The organism is Chromatocurvus halotolerans (assembly GCF_004340525.1).
Lineage (GTDB): Bacteria > Pseudomonadota > Gammaproteobacteria > Pseudomonadales > Halieaceae > Chromatocurvus > Chromatocurvus halotolerans.
The window spans coordinates 207,885-231,490 of record NZ_SLWX01000004.1 but is presented as its reverse complement, the minus strand read 5'-3'; the positions used below and the strand labels follow the sequence as shown (position 1 = coordinate 231,490).

20 protein-coding genes are annotated in these 23,606 nt (G+C 64.3%); 14 read left to right on the top strand and 6 right to left on the bottom strand.

What is annotated here, in order from left to right:
• The 8 genes from EV688_RS06715 (at position 1) to hemE (ending at position 12,110) form a co-directional block, all read left to right on the top strand.
• Positions 1-615, top strand: coding sequence for a type IV pilus inner membrane component PilO (locus EV688_RS06715; RefSeq protein ID WP_117315093.1), 615 nt, complete (start codon positions 1-3; stop codon positions 613-615).
• Between the two features lie 2 nt (positions 616-617).
• Positions 618-1,148 (top strand): pilus assembly protein PilP, encoded by a 531-nt coding sequence (locus tag EV688_RS06710; RefSeq protein ID WP_117315091.1) that lies wholly within the window; start codon positions 618-620, stop codon positions 1,146-1,148.
• A gap of 108 nt (positions 1,149-1,256) precedes the next feature.
• Complete coding sequence (locus tag EV688_RS06705; RefSeq protein WP_117315090.1) at positions 1,257-3,329, top strand: type IV pilus secretin PilQ; 2,073 nt, start codon at positions 1,257-1,259, stop codon at positions 3,327-3,329.
• 3 nt (positions 3,330-3,332) lie between these two features.
• Positions 3,333-3,848, top strand: a complete 516-nt coding sequence (aroK, locus tag EV688_RS06700) for a shikimate kinase AroK (RefSeq protein ID WP_276309847.1) — start codon at positions 3,333-3,335, stop codon at positions 3,846-3,848.
• Between the two features lie 55 nt (positions 3,849-3,903).
• Positions 3,904-4,992, top strand: a complete 1,089-nt coding sequence (gene aroB, locus EV688_RS06695) for a 3-dehydroquinate synthase (protein WP_117315255.1) — start codon at positions 3,904-3,906, stop codon at positions 4,990-4,992.
• Positions 4,993-5,127: 135 nt separating this feature from the next.
• Positions 5,128-9,570 (top strand): glutamate synthase large subunit, encoded by a 4,443-nt coding sequence (gene gltB, locus EV688_RS06690; RefSeq protein ID WP_117315088.1) that lies wholly within the window; start codon positions 5,128-5,130, stop codon positions 9,568-9,570.
• A gap of 39 nt (positions 9,571-9,609) precedes the next feature.
• The gene (locus EV688_RS06685; RefSeq protein WP_117315086.1) at positions 9,610-11,031 is read left to right on the top strand and encodes an FAD-dependent oxidoreductase; all 1,422 of its coding nucleotides are present in this window, start codon (positions 9,610-9,612) and stop codon (positions 11,029-11,031) included.
• Between the two features lie 8 nt (positions 11,032-11,039).
• Positions 11,040-12,110, top strand: a complete 1,071-nt coding sequence (hemE, locus tag EV688_RS06680; protein ID WP_117315084.1) for a uroporphyrinogen decarboxylase — start codon at positions 11,040-11,042, stop codon at positions 12,108-12,110.
• 47 nt (positions 12,111-12,157) lie between these two features.
• On the opposite strand, the gene cysE is transcribed toward hemE, so the two are convergent.
• Both cysE and trmB read right to left on the bottom strand, forming a co-directional pair.
• On the bottom strand, positions 12,158-12,949 hold the full coding sequence (gene cysE, locus EV688_RS06675) for a serine O-acetyltransferase (RefSeq protein WP_117315082.1): 792 nt from the start codon (positions 12,947-12,949) through the stop codon (positions 12,158-12,160).
• A 35-nt stretch (positions 12,950-12,984) separates the two neighbouring features.
• On the bottom strand, positions 12,985-13,728 hold the full coding sequence (gene trmB, locus EV688_RS06670; RefSeq protein WP_240624222.1) for a tRNA (guanine(46)-N(7))-methyltransferase TrmB: 744 nt from the start codon (positions 13,726-13,728) through the stop codon (positions 12,985-12,987).
• Positions 13,729-13,734: 6 nt separating this feature from the next.
• Between trmB and EV688_RS06665 the strand changes: the two genes are divergently transcribed.
• Positions 13,735-14,460, top strand: coding sequence for an acyltransferase (locus EV688_RS06665; RefSeq protein WP_117315253.1), 726 nt, complete (start codon positions 13,735-13,737; stop codon positions 14,458-14,460).
• A 9-nt stretch (positions 14,461-14,469) separates the two neighbouring features.
• On the opposite strand, the gene EV688_RS06660 is transcribed toward EV688_RS06665, so the two are convergent.
• Both EV688_RS06660 and EV688_RS06655 read right to left on the bottom strand, forming a co-directional pair.
• The gene (locus EV688_RS06660; protein ID WP_117315078.1) at positions 14,470-15,450 is read right to left on the bottom strand and encodes a serine/threonine protein kinase; all 981 of its coding nucleotides are present in this window, start codon (positions 15,448-15,450) and stop codon (positions 14,470-14,472) included.
• A gap of 25 nt (positions 15,451-15,475) precedes the next feature.
• Positions 15,476-16,201 (bottom strand): ComF family protein, encoded by a 726-nt coding sequence (locus EV688_RS06655; RefSeq protein ID WP_131917576.1) that lies wholly within the window; start codon positions 16,199-16,201, stop codon positions 15,476-15,478.
• Between the two features lie 80 nt (positions 16,202-16,281).
• On the opposite strand from EV688_RS06655, the gene bioB reads away from it, so the two are divergent.
• Together bioB and EV688_RS06645 are read left to right on the top strand one after the other, a co-directional pair.
• Positions 16,282-17,328: a biotin synthase BioB gene (gene bioB, locus EV688_RS06650; RefSeq protein WP_117315074.1), complete on the top strand. Its 1,047-nt coding sequence runs from the start codon at positions 16,282-16,284 to the stop codon at positions 17,326-17,328.
• A gap of 152 nt (positions 17,329-17,480) precedes the next feature.
• On the top strand, positions 17,481-19,277 hold the full coding sequence (locus EV688_RS06645; protein ID WP_117315072.1) for an acyl-CoA dehydrogenase C-terminal domain-containing protein: 1,797 nt from the start codon (positions 17,481-17,483) through the stop codon (positions 19,275-19,277).
• Positions 19,278-19,304: 27 nt separating this feature from the next.
• On the opposite strand, the gene EV688_RS06640 is transcribed toward EV688_RS06645, so the two are convergent.
• On the bottom strand, positions 19,305-20,066 hold the full coding sequence (locus EV688_RS06640) for a hypothetical protein (protein ID WP_117315070.1): 762 nt from the start codon (positions 20,064-20,066) through the stop codon (positions 19,305-19,307).
• Positions 20,063-21,601, bottom strand: coding sequence for a DUF2867 domain-containing protein (locus tag EV688_RS06635; RefSeq protein ID WP_240624221.1), 1,539 nt, complete (start codon positions 21,599-21,601; stop codon positions 20,063-20,065). The genes EV688_RS06640 and EV688_RS06635 overlap by 4 nt, the downstream gene beginning before the upstream one ends.
• A 140-nt stretch (positions 21,602-21,741) precedes the next feature.
• On the opposite strand from EV688_RS06635, the gene EV688_RS06630 reads away from it, so the two are divergent.
• The 3 genes from EV688_RS06630 to truD all read left to right on the top strand — a co-directional run bounded on the left by EV688_RS06630 (position 21,742) and on the right by truD (position 23,519).
• A complete protein-coding gene (locus EV688_RS06630) occupies positions 21,742-21,951 on the top strand; it encodes a DUF3094 family protein (RefSeq protein ID WP_117315066.1) in 210 nt (69 codons plus the stop codon).
• Between the two features lie 104 nt (positions 21,952-22,055).
• Positions 22,056-22,484, top strand: coding sequence for an MOSC domain-containing protein (locus EV688_RS06625; protein ID WP_117315064.1), 429 nt, complete (start codon positions 22,056-22,058; stop codon positions 22,482-22,484).
• 21 nt (positions 22,485-22,505) lie between these two features.
• Complete coding sequence (gene truD, locus EV688_RS06620) at positions 22,506-23,519, top strand: tRNA pseudouridine(13) synthase TruD (protein WP_205686492.1); 1,014 nt, start codon at positions 22,506-22,508, stop codon at positions 23,517-23,519.
• The last annotated feature ends 87 nt before the right edge of the window (positions 23,520-23,606 follow it).

Genomic DNA, 23,606 nt, shown 5'->3' with positions numbered 1-23,606 from the left:
ATGGCAATGGAAGACTCGCTGCGGGCACTCCGGGAATTCGATCTCAACGATCTCAGTGTCGACAACCTCGGCACCCTGCCGATGGTGCTCAAGGTCATTATCGGTGTGCTGCTGTTTGCTGCGGTGCTGGCGGGCGGCTACTACTTCCATGTGGAAGACCTGCGCCTGCAGTTTGACCGCGAGGTTGCCAGAGAGAGCACGCTGAAGCAGGAATATGAAAAGAAGGCCTTTCAGGTCGCCAACCTCGAGGCCTACCGGCGGCAGATGGTCGAGATGGAGGAGTCGTTCGGTGCCCTCATCAGCCAGTTGCCCAGCGACACGGAAGTCCCCGGCCTGCTCGAGGATATCACCAACAAGGGCCTTCTCAATGGCCTGAATATCGCGTCGATCAACCTGCAGCCCGAGGTCAGCCGCGAGTTTTACGTGGAACTGCCCATCGCCATCGAGGCCGCGGGGTCCTATCACGATCTGGGGGCATTCATCAGCGGCATGGCAGGCTTGCCGCGGATCGTCACGCTGCACGACTTTACCATCAGCGGCAGCGGGGACAACGCCAGCGATCTCAAGCTGTCGATCACCGCCAAGACCTATCGCTACAAGGATGGAGACAGTTGAGCATGGGCCGCTGTGCAAGGACAGTGACACTGGTCTGCCTGATGGCGGCGCTGTCTGCCTGCAGCGACAGCGATATGTCTGACCTCGACCGTTTCATGGACGAAAAGAATGCCCGGCCCGGCGGAGTGATTGCCCCGATTCCGACCTTCAAGGCCTACGAGGCTTTCGCCTACAGCGCCACGCGCATGCGCAGCCCCTTTGATCGGCCGATCGAGGTGCGGGAAATCGCACAGCTGCAGTCAGTCAGCACAATCAGGCCGGACGATAACCGGGCCAAGGAGTTTCTTGAGCAGTATACTTTTGACTCGCTGGCCATGGTCGGCACGCTGGCGCGTGACGGGCGCGAGTGGGCGCTGGTGCGCGATCCCGACGGGGGGATTCATCGCGTGACCCAGGGCAACTACCTGGGGCGCAACCACGGCAAAATTGTGGAGCTCGAGGACACCTACATTGCCGTGGTGGAGATCGTCACGGATGGCACGGCCGACGGCTGGGTAGAACGCCCGAGAACCATAGAACTGAGCGGCCTCTAGGCCGTGCTCGGGTATGGCGGGACCATGGGCAACAGCGATAATACACGGGGAGCAGGCAACATGACGTCCGCAAGGCAACAACGAAGATTCGGTCGCCTGCTGTTGGGGATGGCAGCCGCTTTCTGCTCTCTGGCGGCCCAGGCGGTTACCAGTGTCACGGATATCGAGTTCAGCTCGCGGCCCGGTGGCAAATTCGAGCTGCGCCTGGGGTTTGATCAGGCGCCACCCACGGACCTGAAATCCTACACCATCGAAAAACCGGCCCGCATTGCCATCGATTTTCCCGACACCGCAAGCCGGCTGGATCGCAAGCGCTACAGCCTCTCCTACGGCAACGCCACCGGTGCCATGGTGCTTGAGGCGGGTGACCGCACGCGCCTGGTAATCAACCTGGTGAAGCTGGCTCCCTACGAAACGCGTGTGGAGGGCAACAGCCTGTTCGTCACTGTGGGCGAGGATTCCCAGGGCAATTATTTCAAGCCCGGCAGCGATCCGAATCGTGTGCAGACCCGTGTGGAGGAGGTCCTGTCCGTCAAATCCACCATCCGCGATCTGCAGTTTCAGCGGGGAACCGAAGGCGAGGGTCGGCTGGTCCTGGAGCTGTCCGATCCCTCGGTGGATGTGAACGTCTTCAGCGAACGCGGCGACGTGAAGATCGAGTTCATTGATACCGATATCCCGGAGCGCCTGCTGCGCAACTACAACGTGGTCGATTTTGCGACGCCGGTGCAGTCGGTCTCGGTGAACTCGACCGAACGCGGCACCACCATGACGCTGAAAACGTCGGGTGAGTTCGACTACCTCGCCTATCAGGCCGACAATGAGTACGTGGTCAGCGTCAAGCCGCTGAGCAAGGAAGAGCAGGATGCGAGGCGCAACGAATTCGACTTTGTCGGCGAGCGGATATCGCTCAACTTCCAGGACATCGAAGTGCGCGCCGTGCTCCAGCTCATTGCCGATTTCACCGAGCTTAATCTCGTCGCCAGTGATACGGTTTCCGGGCGCATTACCCTGCGCCTGAAGAACGTGCCCTGGGATCAGGCGCTGGAGCTGGTGCTCAAGACCAAGGGCCTGGACAAGCGCCAGGTGGGCAACGTGTTGATGGTGGCCCCGGCCGCGGAAATCGCCGAGCGGGAGCGGCAGGAGATCGAGGCCAACAAGCAGATCGCGGAGCTGGCGCCGCTGCGCTCCGAGTTCATCCGCATCCGCTACGCCAAGGCGAGCGAGGTGGTCAATCTGTTCAACGCCGGATCGGAGGACGGCGGCACGCTGATCTCCTCCCGCGGCTCGGTGATCGTCGATCAACGCACCAACTCCCTTATCCTGACGGAAACCTCCGACAAGCTTGAGGAAATACGCCTGCTTATCGACCAGGTGGATATTCCCATCCGCCAGGTAATGATCGAGGCGCGCATTGTCATCGCCCAGTCCGATCTCGAGAAAGAACTGGGCATCAACTGGGGTGGTGGGTATCTGAATCCCGATGCCGACGGCAACATTCTGTCTGTGTCCGGCAACACCGCCAACGTAGTCGGGCTCAATAACTCGGTGATCAACGGCACGCAGCCCGACCTGAGCTATCCCGGCGCCCTGCTGGTCGACCTGGGAGTCAGTGACGCCGCAAGCGGCTTCGCGGTGGGCTTTACCTCCAACGACCTCTTTCTGACCGCCGAGCTGTCGGCGCTCGAATCCGCCGGCAAGAGTGAGGTGGTGTCCCAGCCCAAGGTGATTACCGGCGACAAGCAGAAAGCGAATATCAAGTCGGGCACCGAGATTCCCTTCCAGCAGGCAGCGGCCAGCGGCGCCACCGCGGTGCAGTTCAAGGAGGCGGTGCTGTCTCTGGATGTCACCCCGAATATCACCCCGGACGATCGCATCCTGCTGGACCTTGTGATCAACCAGGATTCCGTCGGCGACCTCGTGCCGAGCGGCCAGGGCGGCCTGATTCCCGCCATTGATACCACGGAACTGACCACGCAGGTGCTGGTCGGCAATGGTGAAACGGTGGTGCTGGGCGGCGTGTTCCGCACAGAGCTGCTCGAGACTCGCCGCAAGGTGCCGTTCTTCGGCGACATCCCCTACGTGGGCGCGCTCTTTCGCAACGAGTCCACCCAGCGCACCAAGACCGAGACGCTGATCTTCATCACGCCGCGCATCCTTGCCGACGCCCTGCTGGATTAGGGCGTGGCAGTGCGGCGCGTTTTTCTGGTCGGCCCCATGGGTGCTGGCAAGACCACGATCGGCAAGTTCCTGGCACAGGGGCTGGGTCTCGGTTTCGCGGATACCGACGCCGAGGTGGAGCGACGCACCGGTGCCGATATTCCGTGGATCTTCGATGTTGAGGGCGAGGAAGGATTCCGCGACCGCGAAGCGCAGGTGGTGCAGGAGATGACTACCTGGGAGGACACGGTACTGGCGACCGGCGGTGGCGTCGTTGTCCGGGAGGCAAACCGGCAGTTTCTGGCGGAGCGCGGCTTCGTGGTCTATCTGCATGCCACGCTGGAGGAACAGGTTCGACGCACGCGCAAGACCAGCAACCGGCCCCTGCTGCACGGCAATGATCCCGAGGGCACCCTTCGGGATCTGATGGCCGTGCGCGATCCGCTGTACCGGGAAATCGCCGATCATGTGATTGACACGGACGACAGCAGCCCCAAGACTGTTGCCCAACGACTGTTGAAGGAACTGCGTGACGCATAAAGGCCGGCCGTAACCGCAGGCCGGACGCATCGCCCACACCATGCCCGCCACACTCATGCACACGCTGCGCGTCGATCTCGGTGATCGCAGCTATCCCATTTTCATCGGACGCGATCTGCTCGCTGATGCCGCCTGCCTGCGTCCCTGCATTGCCGGTCGCCAGGTTGTCATTATCAGCAACACGACGGTGGCGCCGCTGTACATGGACCGCCTCCGGCAGTCACTTGGCAGCGATCTGGCCGTGACCGAGGTCATTCTTCCCGATGGCGAGGCTTACAAGACGCTGGCAACCGTGCAGCAGATCTTCGACCGCGTACTGGCGGCCGGCCACGATCGCACGACCACCTTCATTGCGCTGGGTGGTGGCGTGGTAGGTGACATGGCCGGCTTTGCGGCGGCCTGTTACCAGCGCGGCGTGGTCTTCATACAGGTGCCGACCACCCTGCTGTCCCAGGTCGATTCCTCGGTGGGCGGCAAGACGGGCGTCAATCACCCGCTGGGGAAGAACATGATCGGCGCGTTCCACCAGCCGCGGGCGGTGCTAATCGATACCCAGGTGCTGCAGTCCCTGCCGGCGCGCGAGTTCGCCGCCGGCCTGGCAGAGGTGATCAAGTACGGGCTGATCCGCGACATCGGCTTTTACGCCTGGCTACAGGAAGAACTGCCCCGGCTGCTGGCGCGGGAAGAGGCGGTTCTCGCCGAGGCGATCGAACGCAGCTGTGCGATCAAAGCGGATGTCGTGGCCGCCGATGAGCGGGAGGGCGGTGTGCGCGCCATACTCAATCTGGGCCATACCTTCGGCCATGCGATAGAGGCGGCCCAGGGCTATGGCAACTGGCTGCACGGCGAAGCCGTGGCCGTTGGCATGCTGCTCGCCATGCGCCTGTCGGCGCGGCGCGGCTGGGTGGCCGACGACGAGGTGGAGACACTGGCTGCCTGGCTGGCAAGGGCCGGGCTGCCGCTGCGGCCACCAGCCGACATGTCGGCGGCCACCTTTGTACAGCATATGGCCCGGGACAAGAAAGCGGTGGATGGTCGCATGCGTCTAGTTCTGCTGCGGCCACTCGGACAGGCGCTTGTCGTTGACGACGCCGACGCCCGGGAAATCACCGACCTGCTCGGGGCGGTCGCCCGGGGCGCCTGAGCTGGGAGCCTGCGCGGTTTGTTCCGGCATCGGCAACTGTGTAAAATTACCGGCCCCCCGACGTCATGGCCATCTGCCCTAACAGTGGGTGTGCCGCGGTAACCCGCTGAATCAATTATCACTTTTGGACTTTCTATGAGCGCAGGCCTGTACAGCCCTGACGAGTTTCGCGACAACTGCGGATTTGGCCTGATTGCCCATACGGCGGGCGACGCCAGTCACCGCCTGTTGCAGGTGGCCATTGAATCGCTCACCTGCATGACGCATCGGGGCGGCATTGCCGCGGACGGGAAAACTGGCGACGGTTGTGGGCTGTTACTGCAGATGCCCCAGAGTTTCCTGCGCGCCGTGGCGCAGGAAAGCCTCGGTACGCCACTGCCGAACGCCTTCGCCGTGGGCCAGGTCTTCCTCAGCGCCGAGACGCCGCGCGCGGAGTCACAGCGCGCCAGAACGCAGAAGGCGATCGAGGATCAGGGTCTGCGCGTCGTGGGCTGGCGCGTGGTGCCGACCGACAGCAGTGTGTGCGGCGAGATCGCGCTTGCCTCCCTGCCACGCATCGAGCAGGTCTTTGTGGACACCGCCGATCTCAGCGATGCGCAGGTGGCGACGGCGCTTTTCATTGCCCGCCGCAAGGCGGAGATCGCCAACGAAGGCGACCGCGATTTCTACCTGTGCAGCCTGTCGGCCCGGGTCATCGCCTACAAGGGGCTGGTGATGCCGGTCGACCTGCCGCGCTTCTACCGGGATCTCGGCGACGAGCGCCTGACCACGGCGATCTGCGTCTTTCACCAGCGCTTCTCCACCAATACCATGCCGCGCTGGCCACTGGCGCAGCCATTCCGGCTGCTGGCCCACAACGGTGAGATCAATACCATCGAGGGCAATCGCAACTGGGCACAGGCGCGTGCCGCCCTGTTCGAAACTGAATCCCTGCCCAACATCAGCGAGATAACGCCGCTGGTCAATCGCACCGGCTCCGACTCCTCCAGTCTGGACAACATGCTGGATGTGCTGCTGACCGGGGGGGTGGACATGGCGCGGGCGCTGCGCATGCTCATACCCCCGGCGTGGCAGAACAAGGAGGATATCGATCCGGACCTGAAGGCCTTTTTTGAGTACCACTCCATGCACATGGAGCCCTGGGATGGGCCAGCCGGCATCGTTCTCACCGACGGGCGCTACGCCGCCTGTCTTCTGGATCGCAATGGGCTGCGACCGGCGCGCTGGGTGCGAACCAAGGATGGTTTTATCACGCTCGCCTCCGAAGTGGGTACCCATGATTATCGCAGCGAGGACGTGATCGCCAAGGGTCGCGTGGGTCCCGGCGAGATCCTCATGGTCGACACCCAGACCGGCGAAGTGCTGCAGAGTGATGAAATCGACAACCGCCTCAAGAGCAGCAAGCCTTACAAGCGCTGGCTGAAGGAGAACGCAGAGCGGGTGGTTGGCAGTTTCGATGGTGAAGTGGCGCCCGGCATCGACGCGGCGCGCCTCGATCCGTACATGAAAATGTTCCAGGTCAGCTACGAGGAGCGCGACCAGGTGCTGCGGCCCCTGGCCGAGTCCGGCAACGAGGCGGTGGGTTCCATGGGCGACGACACCCCCATGGCCGTGCTGTCGCGCCAGGCGCGGTCGCTGTACGACTATTTCCGCCAGAAGTTCGCCCAGGTCACCAACCCGGCTATCGACCCCCTGCGCGAGGCGATTGTCATGTCGCTGGAAACCGTGCTCGGCGTGGAGAAGAACATTTTCGAGCAGGGCCCGGAGCACGCCGACCGCGTCATTCTGTCCTCGCCGGTACTGTCCCAGGGCAAGTTCAATACCCTCATCAACCTGCAGCGACCGGGCTTTCTCGCCTGCGACATCGACTGCAGCTATGCACCCTCCGAGCAGTCCCTGCGTGAGGCGATTGCCGCACTGGTGGCGGAGGCCGAGTCTCAGATACGCGCGGGCTTCACCATACTGGTGCTGACGGACCGCAATATCGAGGGCGGCCGCCTGCCGATACACAGCCTGCTGGCGACAGGCGCCGTGCACCATCACCTGATCGGTTGTGGCCTGCGCTGCAACGCCAATATCGTCGTCGAATCTGCCAGCGCGAGGGATTCACACCAGATCGCCTGTCTGCTGGGGTTTGGCGCCACTGCGGTATATCCCTACCTGGCCTACAGCGTGCTCGAAGATCTGCTGCGCGTCGGCGAATTGCTGGGCGAGCCGGGTGCCTGCTACAAGAATTACCGTCGCGGCGTGAACAAGGGCCTGCTGAAAATCATGTCCAAGATGGGCATATCCGCGGTCAGCTCCTATCGTGGCGCACAGCTGTTCGAGGCGGTGGGGCTGGGCAGCGAGGTGGTGAACACGGCTTTTTGCGGCGTGACCTCCCGCATCGAGGGTGCCGGCTTTGACGAACTTGAGGCGGACCAGAAGCGCCTGGCGCGGGATGCCTGGAGCCAGCGCAAGTTCATCCAGCAGGGGGGGCTGCTGAAATACGTTCACGGGCAGGAGTACCACGCCTTCAATCCCGATGTCGTGACAACGCTGCAGCAGGCGGTCGCCACCGGCGATTACGCCGTCTATCAGCGCTACGCGACCCTGGTCAATGAGCGCCCGGTGGCGACGCTGCGCGATCTGCTGCGTCCGCGCCTGGCCGGGACGGCGCTGCCTCTGGACGCGGTAGAGCCGATCGAGAAGATCTTTCAGCGCTTTGATTCCGCCGGCATGTCACTGGGGGCCCTGAGCCCCGAGGCCCATGAATCGCTGGCGGCGGCGATGAACCGCATCGGCGCGCGCTCCAACTCCGGTGAGGGTGGTGAGGATCCCGAGCGATTCGGGACTGAGCGTGTTTCCAAGATCAAGCAGATCGCCTCTGGCCGCTTCGGTGTCACGCCGCACTATCTGGTCAACGCCGAGGTGCTGCAGATCAAGGTGGCCCAGGGAGCAAAACCCGGTGAGGGCGGTCAGCTCCCGGGCGGCAAGGTGAATGAGCTGATCGCCCGCCTGCGCTATTCGGTGCCCGGCGTCACCCTGATTTCACCGCCGCCGCACCACGATATCTACTCCATTGAGGATCTGGCGCAGCTGATTTTCGACCTCAAGCAGGTCAATCCCGAGGCACTGGTGTCGGTGAAGCTGGTGTCCGAGCCCGGGGTTGGTACGGTAGCCGCCGGCGTTGCCAAGGCCTACGCCGACCTGATCACCATCAGCGGCTACGATGGCGGCACGGCTGCCAGCCCGCTGACGTCCATCCGCTACGCGGGGTCGCCCTGGGAGCTGGGGCTGGCCGAGGTACAGCAGACCCTGCGCGGCAACCGCCTGCGCGGCAATATCCGTCTGCAGACCGACGGCGGTATGAAAACCGGTCTCGACGTCATCAAGGCGGCGATACTCGGCGCCGAAAGCTTCGGCTTCGGCACTGCCCCCATGGTGGCCCTGGGCTGCAAGTACCTGCGCATCTGCCACCTCAACAACTGCGCCACCGGCGTCGCTACCCAGAACGAGCGCCTGCGCGACGACCACTTCAACGGCACAGTGGAGATGGTGGTGAATTTCTTCACCTTTGTCGCCACCGAAACCCGGGAGTGGCTGTCGCGGCTGGGGGTTGCGTCGCTGGAAGAGCTGATCGGGCGCACCGACCTGCTGGAGCGGCTGCCGGGTGAAACGGACAAGCAGGCGCGGCTTGATCTCAGTCCCCTGCTGCACAAGGATGCCGACAGCGAGGGCCAGCCGCAGTTCTGCGAGGTGGCCAGGAACGTGCCCTTCGATCGCGGTGACAAGGCCGAGGCCATGGTCGCGGCCACCCTGCCGGCCATCGAGGCCCTCAGCGGCGGCGAGTTCACCTTCCACCTGACCAACTGCGATCGCTCGATAGGTGCGCGACTCTCGGGCGAAATCGCCCGCCGGCATGGCAATACCGGCATGGAGAACGCGCCAATCACGCTGCGCCTGACGGGCACTGCCGGTCAGAGTTTCGGCGTCTGGAACGCCGGCGGTCTGCACATGTATCTCGAGGGCGACTGCAACGATTATGTCGGCAAGGGCATGGCCGGCGGCAAGCTGGTGGTCTATCCACCCCGCGACAGCGAGTTCCGCTCGCAGGAAGCGTCCATTGTCGGCAATACCTGCCTCTACGGCGCGACTGGCGGTAAACTGTTCGCGGCCGGTACGGCCGGCGAGCGCTTCGGCGTGCGCAACTCCGGCGCCCATGCGGTGGTCGAGGGTGCCGGTGATCACTGCTGTGAATACATGACCGGTGGCTGTATCACGGTGCTCGGTGAAACCGGCGTAAATTTCGGCGCCGGCATGACCGGTGGTTTCGCCTACGTGCTCGACCAGGACCGACGCTTTATCGATCGTTACAACAGCGAGCTGGTGGAGATACACCGCGTGAGTTCCGAGAACATGGAGGCGCATCGCACCCACCTGCGGGGCATCCTTGCGGAATACGTCGACGAGACCGATTCAGCCTGGGGCGCCGAGGTGAGCGACAACTTCGAGGATTACGTGGGCAAGTTCTGGCTGGTCAAGCCCAAGGCCGCCGATCTCAATCAGCTCCTGACCCGTCTGCGCGATACCGACTGAGCGCGGCGGCAGCGGGAGCGAATCAATGAGGACAGCGCTATGAGTGGACGCGTCAGCAACAACTTCCAGTTTATCGACGTTGGCCGGAACGACCCGAAAAAGAAGAACATGCGTGCTCGCAAGAGCCAGTACGTCGAGATCTACGATCCCTTTACCAAGGCCCAGGTGGAGGAGCAGTCGGAGCGCTGCATCGAGTGCGGTAATCCCTACTGCGAGTGGAAATGCCCGGTGCACAACTTCATCCCCAACTGGCTGAAGCTGGTCGCCGAAGGCAATCTGTTCGAGGCTGCCGAGCTCAGCCACCAGACCAATACCCTGCCCGAGGTCTGTGGTCGGGTGTGTCCGCAGGATCGCCTCTGCGAGGGTGCCTGCACCCTGAACGACGGCTTCGGCGCGGTCACGATCGGTTCCAGCGAGAAGTACATCACCGATACCGCGCTGGCCATGGGCTGGCGCCCGGATCTTTCCGGTGTGGTCGCCACGGGGAAGAAGGTGGCCATCATCGGCGCGGGCCCGGCAGGGCTTGGCTGTGCCGACGTCCTGACCCGCGCCGGGGTCAAGGCGGTGGTGTTCGATCGCTACCCGGAAATCGGCGGCCTGCTGACCTTCGGCATTCCCGAGTTCAAGCTGGAAAAGCTGGTGATGCAGCGGCGCCGTGAGATTTTTGAGGAGATGGGTATCGAGTTCCACCTGAATACCGAGGTCGGCCGCGACATCGCCATTGACGACATTATGGAGGACTATGACGCCGTGTTCCTGGGCATGGGCACCTACAAGGCGATGCAGGGCAATCTGCCGGGCGAGGACCTGCCCGGTGTGCACAAGGCCCTGTCCTTCCTTATCGGCAACGTCAATCACAATATGGGCTTCAACCAGCCGGACGGCGACTACGTGAACCTGCGCGACAAGCGCGTGATCGTGCTCGGCGGTGGTGATACGGCGATGGATTGTGTGCGCACCGCCGTCCGTCAGCGCGCCCGACAGGTGGTGTGCGCCTATCGCCGCGACGAGGAGAACATGCCCGGATCCCGGCGCGAGGTGAAAAATGCCCGCGAAGAGGGCGTCGAGTTCCTGTTCAATCGCCAGCCGACCGAGATCGTCAATTATTTTGGCGAAGCCGGCGGCGTGAAGCTGGTCAGGACGGAGCTGGGCGAGCCGGATGCGGACGGTCGGCGTCGACCCCAGGCGGTACCCGGCAGTGAAGAAGTGATTGACGCCGATGCCGTTATTGTTGCATTTGGTTTTCAGCCCAGTCCGGCGGCGTGGTTCAGCGACATCAATGTCAGCACCAACGACTGGGACGGCGTGGTCGCCGAGGAGCACCAGGAGTTCCGGTTCCAGACCAGCAATCCGAAAGTGTTCGCCGGCGGTGATATGGTGAGGGGCTCTGACCTGGTGGTCACCGCCATCTGGGAGGGTCGCCAGGCGGCCGAGGGCATTCTCGATTTTCTTGAGGTATAGGGATTTACATGACTGAACTGAAAAACGACCGTTTCCTGCGCGCGCTCCTGCGCCAGAGCGTTGACCGTACGCCCATCTGGATGATGCGGCAGGCGGGGCGCTACCTGCCCGAGTACCGGGCGACTCGCGAACAGGCGGGTTCCTTCCTGGATCTGTGCAAGAACGCCGAGCTCGCCTGCGAGGTCACGCTGCAGCCGTTGCGCCGCTATCCCATGGATGCCGCGATCCTGTTTTCTGACATTCTCACCATACCCGACGCCCTGGGTCTGGGGCTGTATTTCGAAACCGGCGAAGGCCCGCGCTTTCGCAAGACGGTGCGCAGCGAAGAAGACCTCGCCGCACTGAACACGATCAAGGCCGAGGATGACCTCGATTACGTCATGAATGCGGTGCGCACGATACGGCGCGAACTCAACGGTTCCGTGCCGCTGATCGGCTTTTCCGGCAGCCCCTGGACGCTGGCCACCTACATGGTAGAGGGCGGCGGCTCGAAGGACCATGCGCGGGTCAAGGCCATGGCCTACGACCAGCCTGAGCTCATGCACAACCTGCTGTCACTGCTGGCGGATGCGGTCGCGGATTACCTGTGTGCGCAGATCGATGCCGGCGCCCAGGCCGTGCAGATCTTCGATACCTGGGGGGGCGCGCTGAGTGCTGCGGCCTACAAGGAGTTCTCGCTCAAGTACATGCAGCGCATTATTTCGCGCCTGCCCAGTGAGGTCGATGGTCGCCGGGTGCCGGCTGTGGTGTTTACCAAAGGCGGCGGACAGTGGCTGCCCGCCATCGCCGACTGTGGCGCCCAGGCCGTCGGCATCGACTGGACCACCGATATCGCCAGTGCCCGTGCCGCGGTGGGTGACCGGGTTGCCCTGCAGGGCAATATGGATCCGTCCATGCTGTTTGCCTCGCCGGCGCGCATACGCGAGGAGGTAGCGAGCATTCTGGAGGGTTACGGTCACGGCCCCGGCCACGTGTTCAACCTCGGTCACGGTATCACGCCGGGCGTCAACCCGGATCACGTGACGGCGTTTGTCGACGCGGTTCAGGAGCTGTCGCCGCAGTATCACGTCGACGACTGAGGCGGGGCTCTGCACTGACCGGCAGCCCCGGGCTGCCGGTATTCTTCCTATTCGCAGATAAACCCGTGGTCCATCATCAGGGCCGGCTGGTCACACTCGGGCCGGCCGACGATTTTCGCCGGCACACCCGCCGCGGTGGTATGCGGCGGCACCGGCTGCAGCACGACGCTGCCGGCGCCGATCTTGGCGCCCTCGCCAATACAGATGTTCCCCAGAATCTTCGCGCCGGCGCTGATCAGGACGCCGTCGCTGATTTTCGGGTGCCGGTCGCCCTCTTCCTTGCCGGTACCGCCGAGGGTTACCGACTGCAGGATGGATACGTTGTTGCCCACTACCGTGGTCTCGCCGATCACCAGTCCCGTGGCGTGATCCAGCATGATGCCGCGACCGAGGCGTGCGGCGGGATGGATATCCACGGCAAACTTCGAACTCATGCGGTTCTGGAAGAACAGCGCCAGCGACCGGCGTCCCTGCTTCCACAGCCAGTGCGATACCCGGTGAACCTCCAGCGCATGGAAGCCCTTGTAGTAGAGAAAGGGCACATAGAGTTCACTGCAGGCCGAGTCGCGGTCGAGGACGGCGAGAAGGTCGGCGCGCACGGCCTGGAGAATGTCCGGGTCGCTGCGAAAGGCGTCGAGCATGACGTCGCGCAGCAGCAGGGAAGATAGCGTGGGGCTGTCCAGCTGATTGGCAAGGTGGAAGCTGAGCGCCTGCTCCAGGTGCCGATGATTGAGTATGGTGGCGTGCAGGTAGCTCGCGAGGATGGGCTCCTCCGCCGCATGGGAGGCGGTTTCTTCAAGAATACGCTGCCAGACGGGATCGTTGTTCTGTTCGGGCATGGGCCGACCTCCTGCTAGGCCGCGACTGTAACCCATTAGCCGTGACAGGTCACTTGAGCCGTGCAGCGCCACAGCGTGTGGCCGCTGTCGCGGTACTTGCGCTCGAACAGGCTCAGCGGCTCACCGTCGTCGACCACGGCGACCACGGCGACCGCCGGCCGCTGGCCGGCGATGGCGAGTGCCACGCCGAACTCCTCGGCATAGACCCGCCAGTTGCAGCGCAGCTCCAGTCGGCCGCCGAGCTTCAACAGCAGGGGAAATCCGGGGTGGCCCTGCACACGCCGTTTGAGCTGCGCCGGCTTTGGCCAGGGGTTGGGGTAAAGCAGGTAGTGGGCCTGCAGCTGCACGCCCTGATCTGCCAGCCAGGCCCACACCTCTTCGCACTGCGCCCGCAGCAGCCGGTAATTGTCGCCGTCGCGCTCGCCGTGACGGGACAGGCGGGCAGCGGACTTGTCGACGCCGATCACCGTGCAGTCCGGGTGGTCCCGCGCCAGCAGCCGGGTGCTGTGACCGGTGCCGCAGAACGAGTCCAGCACCAGGGGGCTGTCCTGCGCCAGTGCGTTGGCCAGGGAGTCGCGCACCTCTGATGTCAGGCTGTGCGGCGGACGCTGCCAGCGGCTTTCAAGATGGCGCCTCACCAGCCGCGGCAGGTCCTGGTGCACCTGCTGCTGACGACTGCTGACCGGACGCGAGTTGGCCTGCATGGGGTGGGCTTCCTGCGCTGCGACATGGAGACGCGCGGCGTCGGGCTTGTTGCCGCGCTCGCGACGGGGGATCATAGCGGCATGCGAGACGACCTGCGACCTTACTGGGTCAAGAAAACCCACCTGCGCCTGCGAAAGGCCTACAGTGACTACTTCCTGCGACCGGAGTGCGCCTCGCTGGGGGCCCATGCCACCTTCATGAAGCCCTGGTACGTCACGATTTCCGGGCCCAACATTCATATCGGAGAGTGCTTTACCGCGATTGCCGAGCCGATGCATCGGGTGGAAATCGGGGTCTGGGGGCGCGAACCCGGAGCGGGTCGCGTGCAGATCGGCGACTGTGTGCTGATGAGCCCCGGGAGTCGTATCAGCGCCAGCGACGAGATCGAGATCGGTGATGGCAGCATGCTGGCCAACGGCAGCTATATCACCGACTCCGACTGGCACGGCATTTACGATCGCACCGCGCGCGACGACCGGGTGACGCCGGTCCGACTCGGCCGCAATGTCTGGCTTGGCGACCACGCAACAGTGCTCAAGGGCGTCACCATTGGCGACAACGCGGTAATCGGCGCGCGTTCCGTGGTCGCCCGCGATGTCCCGGCCAACGTTATCGTTGCCGGCAACCCGGCACGGGTGGTCCGGGAGCTGGATCCGGAGCGGGCCCTGCGAACGCGTATGGACTACTTTGCCGACCCCCAGGGCATGGCGGCATTTTTTGATGCGGTGGACCGCGAGGTGCTGGCCCAGAACTCCCTGCTGCGCTGGCTTGTCTCGGTGGTCTATCCGCGATCGCGGATGCGCTGACCTGCGCCGTCAGAGCAGCTGCAGCGGCGGCTCGTCCAGTGCGCCAAGCTGTTCGCGCAGCTCCAGCACGTGATCGGCCCAGTAGCGCTCGGTATTGAACCAGGGAAAACTCCGCGGAAACGCCGGATCGTCCCAGCGCCGCGCCAGCCACGCCGCGTAGCGAACAATGCGCATGGTGCGCAGGGCCTCGAGCCAGCGCAGCTGCCTAGGCTCGAAATTGCCGAACTCGTCGTAGCCGGCAACAATCTCCGCCAGCTGCAGCTGGCGTTCGTGGCGCTCGCCGCTGAGCATCATCCACAGGTCCTGGATGGCGGGTGCCATGCAGCAGTCGTCCAGGTCGACAATGTGCGCACAGTCATCCCGCCAGAGAATATTGCCCACGTGGCAGTCGCCGTGGGTCCGAATGAGATCTTCGGGCCTGACGTCCTCCCACAGCGGCAGAATGCGATCGATCAGGTCGCGGGTCAGGGTGGCATAGGCATCGCGAAGATAGTCCGGGATGAAGCGCTCCAGCAGGTAGTCGCGGTTTTCGACCAGCATGTCCTGGGGGTGCATGACCGGTCGGTGCTGGAAGGCGGTGGCAGCGCCGACCCGGTGAATGCGGCCGATGGTGCGCCCCAGCACCAGCAGGTTGTCGAGGTTATCCAGCTCGGGGGGATAGCCACCGCGCCTGGGAAACAGCGCAAACAGAAAGCCCTCGAATTCATGCAGGGTTTCGCCGTCGTCGTTGGCAATCGGCGCGACCACCGAGATATCGGCGTCCGCGAGTTCCCGGGAGAAGCGGTGCTCTTCCTCGATCTGTTCACGTCGCCAGCGCTCGGGGCGGTAGAACTTGGCGATGACCGGCGTGGCGTCCTCGATGCCGACCTGGTAGACGCGGTTTTCGTAGCTGTTAAGGGCCAGCAGGCGGGCATCGCTGTAGAAGCCTGCGGATTCCACGGCCTGGATAATCGCATCCGGCGTCAATGCGTCATAGGGATGGCTGTTCATGCGAAAACCTGCGTTGTCGAGAGAGTTACCCGATGCCCGGGATGGGCCCCGGGGTGCGCGCCAGGCACCAGACATCAACTGCGCGGGCTCCGCCGGCGCGCAGCAATCTGGACGCCGCATCGGCAGTCGCCCCGGTTGTGCATACATCATCAACTAACGCGACGTGGAGATTGTCACAGCTCCCATTGAGAGTAAAGGCGCCGCTGGCATTCTCGCCGCGTCCGCTGGCGCCGAGGCCCGCCTGAACCCGCGCCGCGCGCTGACGCGTCAACAGCCCCGGCCGCAGCTGCCTGGCCTGCAGTCGGGGGTGACGCGTGACCAGGTGGCGCGCCAGAAGCTCCGCCTGGTTGAATCCGCGCAGCAGCTGGCGGCGCCAGTGCAGCGGCACCGGCACCAGCAGGTCGGGCAGCGGGCCGGGGCAGGCCCGGGACAGCCACAGGTCGCCAAGCAGCGGCGTCAGCCGATGGTCACCGGCATATTTCCAGCGGCCGATCATCTGCGCCAGCGCGGTGTCATACAGAAACGGTGCTACCACGCGGTCGAAGTCGAAACTGGCTTCCTGGCAGGCAATGCACAGGCCCTCGCCCGAGTGCGGGTCACGCAGGGGCAGAGCGCAGCAGGCACAGGGGTGGTGATTGTGTGTCAGCGACCGCTCGCAGTAGCGGCAGAGGGCAATGTCGCGTTCCACCACCTGCAGGCAGAGCTGACAGGTTGGCGGAAACAGGCCGTTGAGAAGGGCGCGGCCCAGCATGTCAACCATTCTCTGTATCAAAGGTTGACATGGTCGCCGCCGCGGTTAGTATCCCGCGTGCTTTCATCGGAGGATCACACATGACCGTCGCCACGAACACTGACCCTGCCACCGGCATCGCTGCCAGCGCTCCGCCGTCGACGCGACATGACTGGACCCGCCACGAGATTCAGGCCTTGTTCGAGCATCCTTTTATGGACCTGCTGTTTGCGGCGCAATCGGTACATCGCACCTATTTTGACCCCAATGCCGTGCAGGTGAGCACGCTGCTTTCCATCAAAACCGGAGCCTGCCCCGAGGATTGCGCCTACTGCCCGCAGAGCAAGCGCTTTGACACGGGGCTGGAGATCGAGCCACTGATGGATGTTGATGCCGTGCTCGCGGAGGCGGCAGCCGCAAAGGCGGCCGGTGCGAGCCGCTTCTGCATGGGTGCCGCCTGGCGCTCACCCAAGGATCGGGACCTGCCGCAGCTGGTGGCCATGATCGAGGGCGTGAAGGCGCTGGGGCTGGAGAGCTGCATGACGCTGGGCATGCTCACGCAGCCCCAGGCAGAGCGTCTCGCACAGGCGGGTCTGGACTACTACAACCACAACCTCGACACCTCGCCCGAGCACTACGGCGAGGTCATCACCACACGCACTTATCAGGATCGCCTGGACACCCTGGCCAGCGTGCGTGAAGCCGGCATGAAGGTCTGCTGCGGCGGCATTGTCGGCATGGGCGAGACGCAGCGCGATCGTGTCGGTCTGCTGCAGGAGCTGGCGAATCTCCCGGTGCATCCGGAAAGCGTGCCTATCAACCTGCTGGTGCGCGTGGCGGGGACGCCGCTTGGCGATGAGGACGATCTCGATCCGCTTGCGTTTGTGCGCACGGTGGCTGTGGCCCGCATTCTCATGCCGGCGTCCTGTGTGCGCCTGTCGGCAGGCCGCGAGGGCATGAGCGACGAGCTGCAGGCGCTGGCTTTCCTGGCGGGCGCCAACTCCATCTTCTATGGGGAGCGCCTGCTGACCACGCCCAACCCCGCCTCGAACGCAGACATGGCGCTCCTCGAGCGCCTTGGCATGCGCGCGGCGTCGCCGGACAGCCTGCCGGCCTCTGCACGGGGCGCCCGGTTCTACGAAGCCTAGCGCGTCAGCCAGCGCTTACTCTGCACGCTCTCCCGCTGGCATCAGCCGGGATGACCCGCCATGCCTTGCCGTGTACGGTTTTTGCGCTATACTTTGCGCCAATGTAAACGCTGAACACATGCCGTCGCATCCAGCGACCGCAGGAGACAACCATGCCCCAGTACAAAGCCCCCCAGCGCGATATGCAGTTCGTGCTCAATGACGTTCTCGACAGCGATGCGGTGTACGCCGGTCTGCGCGGTTACGAGGAGGCGACCTCCGACCTGATGACGGCAATCATCGAGGAGGGTGCGAAATTTGCCGAAAACGTCCTGTCTCCGCTCAATCAGTCGGGCGATGAGGAGGGCTGTCGCTGGTCCGAGGCCGGCGTGAAAACCCCGGCCGGATTCCCCGAGGCCTATCGCCAGTTTGTCGACAATGGCTGGCCGGCCCTGTCGGCAGAGCCCGAGTTCGGCGGCCAGGGCATGCCGAACCTGCTCGGCATCGCCGTCAACGAGATGATCGGCACCGCCAACTGGTCCTGGCTGATGTATCCCGGGCTTTCGCACGGCTGCATCAAGACCCTGGAGGCTCACGGCAGCGATGAACAGAAGGCACGCTATCTGCCGAAGCTGGTCGCCGGTGAGTGGACGGGCACCATGTGTCTTACCGAGTCCCAGTGTGGCTCCGATCTCGGTCTGCTGCGCACGAAGGCCGAGCCGCAGGCGGACGGCAGCTATGCCATTACCGGCACCAAGATCTTCATTTCCGCCGGCGATCACGACATGGCGGAGAACATCGTGCACATTGTGCTCGCACGGCTGCCCGACGCCCCCGAGGGCACCAAGGGTATTTCGCTCTTCGTGGTCCCGAAATTCAACGTCGATGAGGATGGCGTGGCCGGCGAGCGCAACGCCGTGCGCTGTGCCTCGATCGAGAAGAAGATGGGGATCAAGGCCTCCGCGACCTGCGTCATGAACTTCGATGGCGCCCGCGGCTACCTCATCGGTGAGCCCCATCGCGGCCTCAACCTCATGTTCACTTTTATGAACACGGCGCGCATCGGTACTGCCATTCAGGGTCTGGCGCATGCGGAGCTGTCCTATCAGGGCGCACTCGAGTATGCGCGAGAGCGCCTCGCCATGCGCAGTCTCACAGGGCCGAAGAATCCCGAGGGTCCTGCCGACCCCATCATCGTGCACCCCGATGTGCGCCGCATGCTGCTCACGCAGAAAGCCTTCGCCGAGGGCAGCCGCGCGATGCTGTATTACCTCGCACAGCTGGGCGACATCGTCGACCGGTCCGACGATGTCGAGCGCGTCAAGGCGGCGGATGATCTCATGGCGCTGCTGACGCCGATTGCCAAGGCCTTCGTCACGGAGGTCGGCCTGGAGGCCGCCAACCACGGTGTGCAGATCTACGGCGGTCATGGCTTTATCCGCGAATGGGGCATGGAGCAGATTGTTCGCGACGCCCGCATTGCAACGCTCTATGAAGGCACCACGGGCATCCAGGCGCTGGATCTGATCGGCCGCAAGGTGCTCGGGTCCGGCGGCAAGCTGCTGATGGGCTTCACCCAGCTGGTCGACGACTTCTGCCAGGCCAACGCCGACGACGCGGATGCCCGCTACATCACGCCGCTTGCCGCCTACAAGGACGAGTGGCTGGAAATGTCACTGCAGATCGGCGAGAAGGCGATGCAGAACCCCGACGAGGCCGGTGCCGCCGCTGTCGATTACCTGATGTACAGCGGCTACGTGACCCTGGCCTATTTCTGGGCGCGCATGGCCGTGGTGGCGCGGGCGAAAATTGCGGCGGGCGAGGATGATACCGCCTTCTACGACGCCAAGCTGATGACCGCGAGTTTCTACTTCGACCGGCTTCTGCCCAGGGCACAGGCGCATCGCCAGGCACTCCTGTCCGGTGCCGGCAACCTTATGGACATGCCCGAGGCCCTGTTCGCGGTCTAGATCCTGGCGCCGCGGGTGCTGGGTGCGTCAGCCCAGCGCCCGCGAACAGATGGCTCGCGTGTCGAGTGGCTCGCCCAGCGCTTCCAGCGCCAGGTACAGGGTGATCAGGTAAAAGCCGACAAACACGAAGTCGCTGTGCAGCTTGTAATCGTGGGCGACGAAAAACCGGAACAGGTCATCGAAGGATTCGCGGAACTCCTCGATGCGGAAATGCTGCGCGCGCTGATCCATCCCGAAATGCGTCCTCAGCAGACCCTTGAGTTCCTCGGAGGCTGCGTCATCCAGCTCGGGCCGCAGCATGCCCATCTGTCGCAGCGCGGCCTCAAACGCTGCGTCATCGGCATTGTAGAAGGACCGGTACAGGGCCAGCATGCCGCTGCGAAACTCGGGGCGCAGTTGAATCCATAGCCCGTTGGGCTGGTACAGCAGTGCGTTGCCCTCTGCGGCGAAGCGCGAGGGGCGCAGGTCCAGGAAGAGGCCGTCATCGACAAGCCACTGCCCGAAGTAGAACGCCAGCAGGGCATTGCCCAGCTGTTTGCGCTGACGCGACGTGCTCACCTCAGCCAGCGGAACGCCCTGGTCCAGATCGCGCACCAGGGTGATGCCCTTGCCCGCCGCCTCGCCGGTGACCCGGCTGAGCGTCGAGACACCGCGCCCCGTCACCAGTTGCAGGCTCATGGCGCGCATGGCGGCCAGCAGCGGCCGCCACTCCACCGCATCCCAGCCGCTCGCGGGCACGAAACTGGCCAGCTCCCGGAGTTCCGCCGGAATAAATCCTGGCAGCTTCATTCCCCGCGCGCTCGATGGTGGTTGTGATCCATCGCGGGGCTGGCCTGGGTACCGATATCGGCATCGGCATCGGCATCGGCATCGGCATCGGCATCGGCTTCTGCTCTGCGCGCAATGGCATGGCTCCAGCCACGGAACAGAAACAGGTGTGCCGGCACCAGCACATACCAGTAAGCGAGGCCCCAGATCCCCCGGGGGTGCCAGTAGGCCGTAATCGTGATGCGGGTCTGCCCGTGCCCGATGGGCTCGAGATTGAACTCAAGGATGCCGGAGCCCGGGGCCTTCAGGCCGAAATTCAGCGCCAGGTGCTCCTCGGGACGAATGCCGATCACGGTCCAGTAGTCGATCATGTCCCCCAGGCGCAGGTGGTCCGGGTCGCGGCGGCCGCGGGTGAATCCGGGGCCGCCAATGCACCAGTCCATGAACTCGCGCAGGGTCCAGAGCCAGTTCATGTAGTAGTAGCGATTCCTGCCGCCGATGCGCGACACGTGCCGCCACACCGCCTCGGGCGAGGCGTTGGCAACGGCGCTACCGCTGGCTTTCTTGGCGTAGAAGGCGGTGTCGTGCCGGAAGCCGCGCCGGGCGAAGGCGCCTTCGTTCCAGCGCGCCGCCACCGCATGACCGCGCTCGGCGGCGAACGCCGCGGCGATCGCCTCGCGCACGCTGAGCAGCCGCTGGGGAACGAGCCGGCGCAGCACCGCATCGTCCGCCTCGAAATCGTGGCGCAGACCGGTGATCAGGGCGCGGGCCACGGACGCCGGCACGGCAGTCGTGAGCCCAAGCCAATAGGAGGACAGGCGCGGCGTGAGCACCGGGACCGGGAGTATGCGCGGCGCGCGCTTGCCCGCAACCTCGGCCACCCAGCGCATCATCTGGTCATAACTGACCTGCTCGGGCCCGGCGGCATCCAGAACGGCGCCGGCGGTCTCGTCTATCGCCGCCACTTCGATCAGGTAGTGCAGCAGGTTTTCCAGGGCGATCGGCGGGGATTTCGCGCGCACCCAGCGCGGCGTGATCATCACCGGCAGGTTGAGCGCCAGATCGCGCATGACCTCGAAGGCCGCGGAGCCGGCGCCTATAATGATGCCGGCCCGGACTTCGGTGACGGGAACGCTGCCTGCCCGCAGCACTTCTCCGGTCTCCCTGCGCGAGGTGATATGCGCGCCGCTGGCCGCATCCGGCACCAGGCCGCCGAGGTAGACAATACGCTTCACGCCGGCCCTGGCCGCGGCATCCGCGAAGTTTGCCGCCGCCTCAAGGTCCAGTGCCGCGAAATGCCGTCCGGCCGCCATTGAGTGGACCAGATAGTAGGCGGTCTCCACGCCTGCCAGCGCCTCTTCGAGGCTGTCCGGCTCCAGCGCATCTGCCTGCACCAGTTCCACGCGGTCCCACTCTCGGGCGAGCAGGACATCGGCACTGCGCGCCGCCGCTCTCACCGGGATCTCGCGTTCGCGCAGGCTGGCAACGAGGTTGCTGCCGACATAGCCGCTGGCGCCGAATACCAGGGTGAGTCCGCGTGTGGCTTGAGGATGCAAAATGGCTCTCCCGTCAGATTGTCGTGTGAATGATAACGCACCGTGTCGTCCGCTGACGGCCCGGGCGCTGCTGGCGAATACACGTGACACGACGCCGCGCGGTGCGGACAATAGCAGACAATTGTCCATGGGAGGCTGGAATGAGTGATTCAACCGAGCGCGATGATGAGTACACGCCGCGCCTGAAGCCCGAAGACCAGAAAAAAGTGGATGAATTTGTCAAGCGCGGGGTGAACTCGGTGGAGCGCAAGCCCTTCAAGCCGATTCGCCTGCTGATTCTGCTGGTGGTGGTTGTGGCGGCACTCAGTCTGTTCAGTCAGGTGCTGGCGCGCTGGGCGGGTGTGTACTGAGCGTCACGTCAGTCAAACGCACCAACCCGCTGGATCGCTTTGCCCGGGATCTTCCCCCGGGCCGTCTGGAGTGGATCGGACTGCGCAACGCCCGTCGTGAACCCATGACGGTCGTCAAGAGCGCGCGGGCCATTGTCGATCGTGGCCTTGAGGGGGATCACCGGGTAGAAAAGACGCCCGGCTCGGGGCGGCAGGTGACGGTTATATCCCGGGAATTCATCGACCAGACGGCGCACTTCCTGGGACGGGACGATATTGATCCCACGTTGCTGCGCCGGAATCTCGTGGTCTCGGGCATCAATCTGCATGCCCTGCGCCACCAGCGCTTTGACATCGGTGAGGTCACGCTGGAAGCCAACGCGCTCTGCCACCCCTGCTCACGCATGGAATCCGCCCTGGGTCGCGGTGGCGTAGCAGCCATGCTGGGCCACGGCGGTCTGTGCTGTCGTGTATTGCGCGGCGGCGAACTGCGGACAGGTGATGAGGTGCGTGTCCTTAGCGAAGGCACCACGGCGGACCTTTTCGATGCCTGACCTTTTTACGGCCGCCCGCTAGTGGCGGTGTCCCGCCTGCCCGAGTGGCCCCGCGCCCACGGTGACGCCCTGTTTGCCGCCGCCCTGCGCACGCTGCCCCAGGACTTTCAGGTCACGGAGCAGCTAGGCTGGGAATTCAGCGGCGACGGCGAGCACGATTACCTGTGGGTGGAAAAGATTGGCGCCAACACGGAGTGGATGTCGCGGCAGCTGGCGGCGCACGCCGGCGTAGCGGCCAAAGACGTTGGCTATGCGGGATTAAAAGATCGCCATGCCATCACATGGCAGTGGTTCAGCGTGCCGCGCTGGCACGCGCCGGACTGGAACGCCTTCAGCGCCGAGGGCGTGCGGATCGTTGATGTCCAGCGACACCTGCGGAAGCTGCGCCGCGGCGCGCACCGGGCCAATGCCTTTCGGATTCTGCTGCGCTGCGATGGGCCGGTGGATGCCGCCGCCCTGGAGGCGCGCCTGGCGGTGATTCGCGAGCAGGGCGTACCCAACTACTACGGCGAGCAGCGCTTCGGGCGCCAGGGCAGTAACCTGCAGCTGGCGGATGCCTGGGCGGCGGGCAAGCGTCTGCCCCGGCCGAAGCGCAGCCTGGCGATTTCCACCGTGCGATCCTTTGTGTTCAACCAGGCGCTGGCGAAGCGAGTTCGCGAGGGCACCTGGAATCAGCTGGTCGCGGGTGATTTTGCGAACCTTGACGGCACGGGCAGCGTGTTCGAGGTTGCCGAGGTCGATGACACGGTACGTCAGCGCTGCGCGGGGATGGATGTGCACCCCGCCATCGTCCTGGCCGGAGATGGCTCCGGGATCGAGCCCGTCGCCTGGCAGCTGGCGCTGGAACGGGCGCGGGTTGAGTCGGGGCAGCGGAGTTTGCGGTTGCCGGTACGGGAGCTGAGCCGTGAACTGACGGATGAGGGCGTGTCGCTGTGCTTTACGCTGGATCGGGGGGCGTTTGCGACGTCGGTGTTGCGGGAGGTGTGTGAAACAAGGGTCATGCACCCTGCGTCAGAGATTCGCGGCGACCACTGAGAAGATTCGACAAGGTCTGAAATAAAGTTTGCGATAGATTGAATCAGGCAGCTCTGGTGGAGCATTCCCGACTCCGGCGTACCGGCG